The sequence below is a fragment of the Fulvivirga kasyanovii genome, assembly GCF_009711405.1.
Taxonomy (GTDB): domain Bacteria; phylum Bacteroidota; class Bacteroidia; order Cytophagales; family Cyclobacteriaceae; genus Fulvivirga; species Fulvivirga kasyanovii.
The window spans coordinates 1-10,842 of sequence record NZ_SMLW01000446.1 but is presented as its reverse complement, the minus strand read 5'-3'; the positions used below and the strand labels follow the sequence as shown (position 1 = coordinate 10,842).

The 10,842-nt window shown below is 42.6% G+C and carries 9 protein-coding genes and 1 pseudogene; 7 read left to right on the top strand and 3 right to left on the bottom strand.

Annotated features, from left to right (window positions below):
* The 6 genes and pseudogenes from pnp to E1163_RS07175 all read left to right on the top strand — a co-directional run.
* Positions 1 to 2,118 (top strand): polyribonucleotide nucleotidyltransferase (gene pnp, locus E1163_RS07200; RefSeq protein ID WP_155170764.1); only part of this gene is annotated, 2,118 nt, incomplete at its 5' end.
* An 88-nt stretch (positions 2,119 to 2,206) separates the two neighbouring features.
* Positions 2,207 to 3,070 (top strand): annotated as a pseudogene (locus E1163_RS07195) (sigma-70 family RNA polymerase sigma factor).
* Positions 3,071 to 3,226: 156 nt separating this feature from the next.
* Positions 3,227 to 4,177, top strand: a complete 951-nt coding sequence (gene trxB / locus E1163_RS07190; protein WP_155170763.1) for a thioredoxin-disulfide reductase — start codon at positions 3,227 to 3,229, stop codon at positions 4,175 to 4,177.
* An 879-nt stretch (positions 4,178 to 5,056) separates the two neighbouring features.
* Complete coding sequence (locus tag E1163_RS07185; protein WP_155170762.1) at positions 5,057 to 5,719, top strand: SatD family protein; 663 nt, start codon at positions 5,057 to 5,059, stop codon at positions 5,717 to 5,719.
* Positions 5,716 to 6,435 carry a DUF3307 domain-containing protein gene (locus E1163_RS07180; protein ID WP_155170761.1) on the top strand — a complete coding sequence of 240 codons (720 nt, stop codon included), beginning with the start codon at positions 5,716 to 5,718 and terminating at the stop codon, positions 6,433 to 6,435. Before E1163_RS07185 ends, E1163_RS07180 begins: the two co-directional genes overlap by 4 nt.
* A 104-nt stretch (positions 6,436 to 6,539) precedes the next feature.
* Entirely contained in the window at positions 6,540 to 7,934 is a 1,395-nt protein-coding gene (locus E1163_RS07175) for a GAF domain-containing protein (protein ID WP_185155999.1), read from the top strand.
* Between the two features lie 36 nt (positions 7,935 to 7,970).
* Here E1163_RS07175 and E1163_RS07170 read toward each other — a convergent pair whose 3' ends face one another.
* Positions 7,971 to 8,903, bottom strand: a complete 933-nt coding sequence (locus tag E1163_RS07170; protein ID WP_155170759.1) for a glycosyltransferase family 2 protein — start codon at positions 8,901 to 8,903, stop codon at positions 7,971 to 7,973.
* Between the two features lie 218 nt (positions 8,904 to 9,121).
* On the opposite strand from E1163_RS07170, the gene E1163_RS07165 reads away from it, so the two are divergent.
* A complete protein-coding gene (locus E1163_RS07165; protein ID WP_155170758.1) occupies positions 9,122 to 9,562 on the top strand; it encodes a DUF2267 domain-containing protein in 441 nt (146 codons plus the stop codon).
* A gap of 8 nt (positions 9,563 to 9,570) precedes the next feature.
* Here E1163_RS07165 and E1163_RS07160 read toward each other — a convergent pair whose 3' ends face one another.
* Positions 9,571 to 9,966, bottom strand: coding sequence for a PH domain-containing protein (locus E1163_RS07160; protein WP_155170757.1), 396 nt, complete (start codon positions 9,964 to 9,966; stop codon positions 9,571 to 9,573).
* A gap of 103 nt (positions 9,967 to 10,069) precedes the next feature.
* Entirely contained in the window at positions 10,070 to 10,651 is a 582-nt protein-coding gene (locus E1163_RS07155; protein ID WP_155170756.1) for a HutD/Ves family protein, read from the bottom strand.
* Positions 10,652 to 10,842: the final 191 nt, after the last annotated feature.

Below are 10,842 nucleotides of genomic sequence, written 5' to 3'. Positions count from 1 at the left end.
AACAAAACTATAAACTTACCTGATGGGAGAACCATCACTATAGAAACCGGTAAATTGGCTAAGCAAGCCGATGGTTCTGTAGTTGTCAGAATGGGTAACACCATGCTGCTAGCCACTGTAGTATCAAGTCCTGAAGCCAAAGAAGGAGTTGATTTCCTTCCTTTATCAGTAGATTATCAAGAAAAATTCGCCTCATCCGGGAAAATACCTGGCGGTTTCCTCAAAAGAGAAGGCCGTCTTTCTGACTATGAAATTCTGATCAGCCGGTTAGTTGACCGTGCCATTCGTCCAATGTTCAACGACGATTACCATGCTGACACACAAATAGCTATCTCACTTATCTCTGGCGACGAGGAGGCTTTGCCTGATGCACTTGCAGCCCTTGCAGCTTCTGCAGCCCTTGCAGTTTCTGATATCCCTTTTAACGGACCCATATCAGAAGTAAGAGTTTCAAGGATTAACGGCGAATACATTGTTAACCCTACACTGTCGCAAAACAAAGAAGCTGACCTTGATCTGATCGTAGCTGCTACCATAGATAATATCCTGATGGTGGAAGGAGAGATGAAAGAGGTATCTGAAGATGATATGCTTGAAGCCATTAAAGTGGCCCACGAGGCGATCAAGGTTCAATGCCAGGCTCAGATTGAGCTTATGGAAGAGGTTGGAAAAACTGTAAAGAGAGAATACAGCCACGAAAATGATGATGAAGAACTGAGAGCCAAAATGCAGGCTGAGCTTTATGACAAAGCATATGCTTTAGTAAAAGCTCAAGGGTCTAAGCATGAGCGTTCGGAGGGCTTCAAAAAATTAAAAGAAGAATTTGTTGAGAGCCTGCCTGAAGATTACGAGCTTGACGAATTCATGTTTGCAAGATATTTTAAGTCTATTCAAAAAGAAGCAAGCAGAAACCTTGTGCTTGATGAAAAACAAAGACTTGACGGAAGAAAGCTTAATGAAGTAAGACCAATAGCTTCAGAAGTTAACTTCTTACCTTCTACTCACGGATCTGCATTGTTTACAAGGGGAGAGACCCAGTCGTTGACCACAGTTACCCTCGGAACCAAAATGGATGAGCAGATGATTGACGGTGCCATGTTTGAAGGTTCCAATAAATTTATGCTACACTATAACTTCCCAGGGTTCTCAACCGGTGAAGTAAGGCCTAACAGAGGTCCCGGCAGAAGGGAAGTTGGTCACGGTAACCTGGCGTGGAGAGCACTTAAAGAGGTGTTGCCAACAGAAAACCCTTATACTATCCGTGTGGTTTCTGATATTCTTGAGTCTAATGGCTCATCTTCAATGGCTACAGTATGTGCCGGTTCACTGGCCCTGATGGATGCCGGTATTCAGATATCAGCACCTGTATCAGGTATTGCCATGGGTATGATCTCCGATAGCAAGTCAGGTAAATTTGCCATACTTTCTGATATCCTTGGAGATGAAGACCACCTGGGCGATATGGACTTTAAAGTTACAGGTACTGAGAAAGGTATCACTGCCACTCAGATGGATATTAAAGTAGATGGTCTTTCTTACGATGTGCTAAAGCAGGCATTGGAGCAGGCAAAAGAAGGCAGACTTCACATTCTTAATGAAATGAAGAAAACCATAGCTCAGCCTAATCCTGATCTTAAGCCTAGCGCACCAAGATCGGAAGTGCTTACTATCGAGAGAGAAATGATCGGTGCGGTTATCGGACCTGGAGGAAAAGTGATCCAGGAAATCCAGAAAGAGACCGGCGCTACCATCGTTATCGAAGAAATTGATAATAAAGGTGTGGTAAGCGTATTTGCTGTTGATAAGGATTCAATGAACGAGGCATTGAAGAGAATAAAAGCTATCGTAGCCGTGCCGGAAGTAGGCCAGGTTTATGATGGTAAAGTGAAGTCTATCATGCCTTTCGGAGCTTTCATAGAGTTTATGCCAGGTAAAGATGGCCTGCTGCATATCTCCGAGATCAAGTGGGAAAGAGTAGAGAATATGGAAGGAATACTCGAAGTTGGAGAGGAAGTGAAAGTGAAATTAGTTGAAATTGACAAGAAAACGGGTAAATTTAGACTATCCAGAAAAGTACTGTTGCCAAAACCAGAAAAAAAGGAGCAGAGCAGTAATTAATTCTGCTCTGACTTTTGTCATTTGGAACTAAATTTTATAAAATTGGTGTTTGCGTAATGGTCGATAGTGAAAATTATAAATAACCTGAATGAGACAGCTTAAGATTAGCAAGCAGATTACGAACAGAGAGAGTCAGTCACTCGATAAATATCTGCAAGAAATTGGTAAAGTCGATTTATTAACACCAGATGAAGAAGTAGAGCTAGCTCAACGGATTAGAGAAGGAGATCAATTAGCACTTGAGAAACTGACCAAAGCAAACTTGCGTTTCGTAGTATCTGTTGCTAAACAGTACCAAAATCAGGGATTATCACTTGGAGATTTGATCAACGAAGGTAACCTTGGTTTGATAAAAGCTGCCCAGCGGTTTGACGAAACACGTGGTTTCAAATTTATTTCATATGCAGTTTGGTGGATCAGACAGTCCATCCTGCAGGCTTTGGCTGAACAATCCAGAATTGTGCGATTGCCCCTCAACAGGGTTGGATCTTTGAACAAGATCTCCAAGACGTTTTCTGAGCTTGAGCAAAAGTATGAAAGAGAGCCATCACCTGATGAGCTTGCGGAAGTATTGGAAGTGACTACAGCGGAAGTGGTAGACACTATGAAAATTTCCGGCCGCCATGTATCTATGGATGCGCCTTTCGTGCAGGGAGAAGAAAACAGCCTTTTGGATGTTCTTGAAAATGACCTGGAGGAAACTCCGGACTCAGAACTCATGAACGACTCTCTGAGAAGGGAGGTACAACGGGCGCTATCGACACTAACACAGCGTGAAGCAGATGTAATATCCCTTTACTTTGGTTAAAACGGAGAGCATTCTACGACCCTTGAGGAAATAGGAGAGAAGTTTAACCTTACCAGGGAAAGGGTACGACAAATAAAAGAAAAAGCGATTCGCAGATTAAGGCATACTTCCCGAAGCAAGGCATTAAAACCTTATTTAGGATAGTTATGGCCGCATAAACAAAATCAATTAGGTCTCATGAATAGTGGGACCTATTTTTTTTAGTTTTGCGCAGTGTTTGGCAAGGGGTGGAATTGAAAGATTTAAACTTAGAAAGACTAACTTTTGTTAGGTTGAAAGGAAAAAACAGAATTAATTATAATGACACAAGAAAAAGCTAAAGTACTGATTATCGGATCCGGACCGGCCGGGTATACTGCAGCAATTTATGCTTCAAGAGCGGGTTTGAAACCAATTATGGTAACCGGCGGCCAGCCTGGCGGCCAGTTGACTACTACCAATGATGTGGAGAACTATCCTGGCTACCCTGATGGTATCAATGGTCCTCAGATGATGGTGGATTTTCAAAAACAGGCAGAGCGATTCGGCACTGATATCCGCTATGGCCTGGCAACGGCAGTGGACTTTTCAGGTTATCCCCACAAAGTGACCATTGATGATAAGTATGAGATCATTGCGGACTCAGTCATTATCTCTACCGGGGCCAGTGCAAAATACCTGGGTTTGCCCTCTGAGGAAAAATATTATAATAAAGGAGTTTCTGCCTGTGCTGTTTGCGATGGTTTTTTCTATAAAGGTAAAAATGTGGCAGTAGTAGGTGGTGGTGATACCGCTGCGGAAGAGGCTACTTATTTGGCGAACCTTTGCCCTAAAGTTTATCTGCTCGTAAGGAGGGATGAACTTCGCGCTTCACAGATCATGCAAAACAGGGTGAAAAATACCAAAAATATTGAGATCCTCTGGAATACGGAAACCGAGGAAATACTGGGTAATGATGAGGAAGTAACCGGAGTGAGGGTTATTAATAACCAGACTAATGAAACCAAAGTACTGGATGTACAAGGATTTTTCGTAGCGATAGGACATAAGCCGAATACAGATATATTCAAAGGCGTTTTGGATATGGACGAAGTAGGCTACTTAAAAGTGCAGCCAGGAAGCTCAAAAACCAATGTCGAAGGTGTTTTTGCTACCGGTGATGCTGCCGACAAAATTTACAGACAAGCCGTAACTGCGGCCGGTACAGGCTGTATGGGCGCCCTTGATGCAGAAAGGTTCTTACAAGCCAAAGAAATGGAAATGGCTGAATAAGAGAGCTGTCAAAATACATATAAAAAGACCCGGTCTGTTTTCAGTCCGGGTTTTTTCATGTTTAGAACTTACACATGCTCTTCCCGTTCCCTCCATATGCCAAATCCAAACCCTGAAAGGGCGCAATCTGTCAGCAAAAGGTGCAGCCTTTTGTTAAAAGTATCAGGTGATGCCCGCCCTTAAAGGGTGCAATTCTTCTGCTTTACAATATTACCTGCTGTCAGTGCTTCTGAGCAGTTAAGCTTTACCAAACATTCGGAAGTTTAGTAAAGCTGCTGTTTAGTTCTGTCATGCTTCTGTTTATTGAAATCGATCTGATTTGAAATGATAGAATGTTACGATGACTTAGATCTGGATTATTTATTAATCAGGTTATGGCTCTTCCCATTCCCTCCATATGCCAAATCCAAACCCTGAAAGGGCGCAATCTGTCAGCAAAAGGTGCAGCCTTTTGTTAAAAGTATCAGGTGATGCCCGCCCTTAAAGGGTGCAATTCTTCTGCTTTACAATATTACCTGCTGTCAGTGCTTCTGAGCAGTTAAGCTTTACCAAACATTCGGAAGTTTAGTAAAGCCACTGTTTAGTTCTTGGTGTTTATTATAATCAATTGCAATTGACGGGGTTACATTTGATGCGGAAAGTTAATTCCTGAAAGCTTATTCATTATTGTGCATTAGTTGTTAAATTCGATATTGTCGATGGATAACTGCTTCAGGTTGTCCATTATATCCCTTTAATGTTATTTTCTTATTTTATAACCTTTTATGGTTATAGTAAGTGTTATTGATTTAATAACCTTAAAAGGTTGTATTTAGCATTTATAACCTTGGAAAGTTATTTAAAAATGCTATCTTAGAATTAAACAAACTTAAACTATTGATGGTAGCCGTAATTACAGGAGATATCATATCATCTAAGAAAATAGGAGAGAGAGGTCACTTGAATGAAGTTCTTAAAGCCTCTTTTGATATTGTGGACCGCAAAGTCCTCAAAGCAACCGGTTCTTTTGAAATATACCGGGGAGATAGCTTTCAGGGAGTGATTGAAGATCCGGCAAAGGCCCTGTTGGCTGCAATTTTAATCCGTGCTAGACTGCGTGCATGGGATTATACTGACACCAACGATACCAAACCCTTACAGGAGCTTCCTGATGCCCGGCTAAGTATCGGCATAGGAACGATAAGCTATAAGGCAGACAAGATTGTAGAATCCGACGGAGAGGCTTTCCAGTACTCGGGGCAGCTCCTCGATTCCATGAAGCAGGCAGGTATGGAGTTGGCCATACGCACCCCATGGGATGAGGTGAATGACGAATTGGGAGTAGTTTGTAAACTTTTGGATGCCATTATTAACCGGTGGTCTTCGGCAATGGCTGAAGCGGCCTGCCTGTACTTACAGGAGGATGTTACCCAATTGGAGCTTTCTGCTAAATTGAAGATCTCACAACCCGCAGTACACAAAAGACTGGCCTCTGCAAATATAGATGCCGTAGAGGCCGCCCTAAACCGATTTAATAAACTCATTACCAGGAACCTGAAATGATAGCATCTGTTGGAATTCTGCTCAGATTACTTATTGCCCATCTTATTGGAGACTTCTTCCTGCAACCCCGGGCCTGGGTTAAAGACCGCAATAAAAAACACTTCCGGTCTGCCAAATTGTATTTGCATGCGCTCATACATGCTGCGCTTGCCTGGCTTGTATTGTGGGATATCAAGCATTGGGATGTAGCCTTGATCATATTCATTTCCCACCTGTTGATCGACCTGATCAAGTCATACCAGCAAGGCCGCAATACGCTGTGGTTTATCATTGACCAGACACTTCATCTTGCAGTTATTTTATGCGTGTGGAGGTGGTTGTTGGTGAAAGATTTTGAACTGGACATCATAGCGCTGATTTCCGATCCCAAAAGGTTGTATGTTATTGGTGCTTTCATTCTGCTTTCCCGGCCCACAGCTATATTTATAGGCATAGCCACCCAAAAGTGGAGAAAAGAAATAGAGGATGATAAAAAGAAGACCCTTAAGGATGCCGGGCTCTGGATCGGTGTGATTGAGCGATTCCTGATCCTTATTTTTCTATTGGCGAAGCAGGATGCAGCCATCGGTTTTCTCCTGGCGGCAAAGTCTATATTCAGGTTTGGAGACCTGAGAAAGACCGAAGAAAAGAATCAGACCGAATATTTACTCATCGGCACCTTCCTGAGTTTTGGCATGGCCGTGGTGGTAGGGTACCTGCTGCGCCTGATCCTTTAGCCACTTTCTGTTGATAATAATTATCTTTTTTGGATGTTTTATTATAAAGTAATCATTATTTTGTCTTTTACTATTGACAACCTATTGCTAGAAGTATGAGTTATATGGCTAACCTCTGGGGCAGGCTCTCACATATCGGGGTAGATGAGGGTATGGATTTCCAGTTGCAGCACAGGGTGATCCTGTCGAACCGATTGGGAGCGATCATCAGTTCTATGATCATCGTATTTATGATCATATTTTCGTTCCGGGAAAATACCAACTTCCTGTTGATGTTCACTATTCTGGCATTTACGCTAGGTATCCTTATTTTAAACTCCTTTAAGCTTCATAGCATTTCCCGGTTGCTGGTGAGTATTATACCGGCGCTTGGCGTGCTATGGATCAACCTGTCAACGAAGCTTAGCCAGCCCGAAAATATTGAGATAGTCCATTATGTTTCACCAAGGATGTTTATAGCCAGTAGTCTTGTGCTGCCTTTTACCCTGTTTTCCACCAGGGAAAAAGTGATGCTCGGCATAGGTCTGGCTTCTATAATAGCGGTAGTATTACTTTATGATCCCATCCATGAGATGCTTGGTGTGGGTTATGAACAGTTGAATATAGCTTCAGAAAAATATGGAGTAGTTTATGAAGACATGTTCCTGGTCATTGTGATGTTGTTGAGTTCATCAGTTTTCCTCTTTAACCTGAATAACCTGTATGAAAAAGAGAACCTGAGTTTACTGGAAGAAGCAAATGCCAAAAACCAGGATGCCTTAAAAAGTGAGGAAGAACTTAAAAAGACCTTAAAAGAGGTTGAAATAGCCCGGGCAGAAGACGAAAAACGGAACTGGTCTACCAAAGGTCTGGCAGACCTGGCGTCTCTTTTACAGTCTAAAATTGACCGTGAGCAACTTTATGATAAGCTGATCTCCTATATTGTCAACTACCTGAGCATCAATCAGGGTGGTTTGTACATCATTAATGATGAAGATGAGGATGCGATCACTATCGATCTGGTGTCGAGCTACGCATATAACCGTAAAAAATATGTGTCCAACAGCTATGAGGCAGGGCAGGGGCTTATCGGCCAGACTTATCTTGAAGGAGAGACGATCCATTTGAAAGAAGTGCCTCAGGGGTATATCAGCATTACTTCCGGTTTGGGAGAGGCTACGCCATCCAATGTGATCATTGTGCCTTTAAAAGTGAATGAAAAAACCGAAGGTATCCTGGAACTGGCCTCATTTAAGCCATTTGAGACATATCATATCGAATTTTTGGAAAAAGCTGGAGAGTCCATAGCATCCTCTATTTCTACGAATAAAGTAACGGCCAGAACAGAAAGCCTTCTCAGTTCTTCGCAACAGATGACTGAAGAAATGCGCGCCCAGGAAGAGGAGATGCGCCAGAATATGGAGGAACTTTCCGCCACTCAGGAAGAAATGGCCCGAAAGGAAAAAGAATACATAGCCCGCATCCAAGAGTTGGAGGCACAGCTTGGAGTGGTAGAATAATATTCTACGCTGATCATAACGTTGCTCCTTATAGCCTTATTTGCTGATACTGTATTTGCTCCTGGCCTTATGAAGGATGTTTTTATATGCACGTTTAATTTTCTTTCGGAGTATATTAATAGCATTAAACATCCGTCTTAGCAGGGGAAGTAATGTATTGCTGCCCCACTGCAAGAGGTCCGCTATGGAGTTGCGATTTTGAGCTTTAATACTTTTGAAGTTAGGATATCGGTTCAAATTACTGTAAGCATGATATATTAGAGCAGACATTTCCTTGTGAAGGAAGTCGGGTTCCTCGATGATCTTCTCCATAAATAAGGGTTGAGGGCCGATATCATGATAATTCTCCTCGCTCCATTGAAATTTCAATACCGTAAGCGATGGAACTACCTCAATTGACATATGCCTTTTTCTTGCTTCTTTTAAAAAGGCTACCCTATAGTCCAGGTACCTTGAATGGGTTTCCTGCCAATAGTCCAGGCGCTCCGCAGCGGATTTATTATGAGTGAGGGTGCTCATTGCGGGCACATACTGCGGTTTTTGCAGCATAGGTATACATACCTCAGCGTGGGTAAATGAGAATTTACATTCCATAATAGAGAAGCCGAAATCCGTTGAGGCAGACTGAAGGTGTTCAATATGGTCTTTGAGGTGGTTTGGTAACCAGATATCTGCTTCTTCTAAGTATGCAATATACTCTCCTTTAGCCCTTTTCAATCCTTCATTATACAACTTTGAAGGGTGCAGGTGGTGGCTCGCAAGGTTATACCAGTGAACCCGTGGATCTTTCATATGACTTTGAACTATCTTTTCCGTGTGGTCGGTACAGTGATTACCTATTACCCAGAGTTCAAAGTCACCAAGAGTTTGCCATAGCACGCTTTTTATGGCATACTCAACAGTATTTGCGTTATTGTGTGTGGCGATTATTACAGTTACCAGGGGAGTTTCAGGCGGTAGTGAGTTCATGTATCATGCTTTTATTGGCCTTGCAATTATGATTGGTATCAATTAAAGCCTGAAGACACTGTTTAGAACTGAAAACTAAGTTAAAGATTGTTAATATAATGAAAAAGAAAAGCCGTTGTTATCTGCAATAGAATAATAATATTGTTGAATAAATCCTGATATTTTGAGATATTATATGCGCTAAGATTTACTCATTGGCAAATTAAAATTGAAAGGCCATGGATTTTATCAAACATGCTGAAAAAGGAAATCATATACTCAATGAAGTAGCTTCCGAATTGGGTTTTCCGGGAAATAAAGAGCTGGCGGGCAGGATGTTGCGCGCCGTTTTGCATACACTGCGTGCCAGGCTTACCATTCAGGAGTCTTTTCAGCTAATGGCACAACTGCCCCTTGTGCTGAAAGGACTGTATGTTGAGGGTTGGAAATACCAGGAAAAGCCTTTCCGGATAAAGCATATCGGTGAATTTGTTACCCATGTGATCCGTGAGGATTATCCGGCCGGGCACCACGACATCACTACTGTCAAGGATGGAGAGAATGCAATCATGGGAGTGTTAAAAGTACTTCGATCTCATATCACTGAGGGTGAGGTGCAGAGTATACTCGCCTCCATCCCCAGGGAGCTTCATCATTTGTGGGGCGATACGGAAGGTTGAGTTCATGCTCAGGCCTCGGTTTCGATTAGCCAGTTTTTGGCGCTCTGCATATCATTAAACATTCGGATAGAGATTTTCCGGTCGATGTGGGACGAGATCTGTTTAATGGCTGAGTCGTTAAATATGCTGATAGGTTTTAGCAGGGCTATGGCTTTAAAGCCGAACCGTACAGCTCTGGGCAGAAAATAATTGATCAGCCATTCCTGGTCTTCACGATCTATTAAAAGCATGTTTTTGATATCTGCCAGCACTTTGTTTGCATTATTTTTAATCAACAGGTTGAGCATCAGTTCAGTACCTTCCCTGAATTCTACACTGGATATGTAGCCTTCCCATTTCATGATGACCCAGTTTTGGCCAGGGTCATACTGGATGTTGTAAGCGCGTTCCGATTGTACGGTCATCGATCTGGTGGTTGGTTATTCTACTAAACCCAAAAATGACTGACTTGTTTACTGCGCTGGGAGATTAATATGAGCAAGGTAGACCGTAGAGTGAATGGGAATTTTATCCCTGAATATGTACAACTACAACCTCCGTATCGTTTAAAGCTTTGATGGCGGGCATTTTATCATTGATTTCAAAGTTGCTCAGACTTAGCAGGGCACCAGCTTCAACGGTTGAAGGGGCTCCTTCTACCTCGAGAGCACCTCTGAGGACATAACAAATTATAATTTTACTATTGGCAGGCTCCTGTAGTTCAACATATGTCTCCGGGGCAAGGCGCAGTCCTGTTACTGTCCCTTGTGTCCCCTGGGTGGTCATCAGGTTAAAATCCGTTGCCTGACCAAAGCTGGTAGTTATCCAGTTGCCCATGAAGTGGTCAGATTCAAACTTTTTGAGCTGGGCTGTGTGATGTCCTTCATGCACTAATTTCAGGCTGCCGTCCAATACCATTAAGGTTCGAAAAATGCCCGGAAGTGATGTGAAAACTGATTTTTCCAGGTTAACGGTGGCTATACTCAGCCGGAAGTCAAAGTCCAGAGCCTTATAGCTGCTTGCTTGCGGGTATATCATCAATTCTGTAGTGGTGCCTCCTGCCCAGGAGGTGGTTGTAAATTCAGAGGGGCCCGATACCTGTATGTTCATTTGTATTAAATCCGGATAGTGTATTTCCTCAAAGATATACGTGCGGAGCTTTGATACACTGTCCTGCTTTTTATTTTTTAGATGGACGCTCTTCTCTGTCGGGGGAAGGGGTGTAAGGTTCCTTCGGAGGCTTGGTTAAGGGTTCATCAGGATTCTCTTCCGGATCTTCGGAGGGAAACTTTTCTGGAAAA

Bases quoted from the DNA above. Each gene is read 5' to 3' on its own strand.
- trxB (WP_155170763.1), top strand. From the start codon at position 3,227: ATGACACAAGAAAAAGCTAAAGTACTGATTATCGGATCCGGACCGGCC.
- E1163_RS07185 (WP_155170762.1), top strand. From the start codon at position 5,057: ATGGTAGCCGTAATTACAGGAGATATCATATCATCTAAGAAAATAGGA.
- E1163_RS07180 (WP_155170761.1), top strand. From the start codon at position 5,716: ATGATAGCATCTGTTGGAATTCTGCTCAGATTACTTATTGCCCATCTT.
- E1163_RS07175 (WP_185155999.1), top strand. From the start codon at position 6,540: ATGGCTAACCTCTGGGGCAGGCTCTCACATATCGGGGTAGATGAGGGT.
- E1163_RS07170 (WP_155170759.1), bottom strand. From the start codon at position 8,903: ATGAACTCACTACCGCCTGAAACTCCCCTGGTAACTGTAATAATCGCC.
- E1163_RS07165 (WP_155170758.1), top strand. From the start codon at position 9,122: ATGGATTTTATCAAACATGCTGAAAAAGGAAATCATATACTCAATGAA.
- E1163_RS07160 (WP_155170757.1), bottom strand. From the start codon at position 9,966: ATGACCGTACAATCGGAACGCGCTTACAACATCCAGTATGACCCTGGC.
- E1163_RS07155 (WP_155170756.1), bottom strand. From the start codon at position 10,651: ATGAACATACAGGTATCGGGCCCCTCTGAATTTACAACCACCTCCTGG.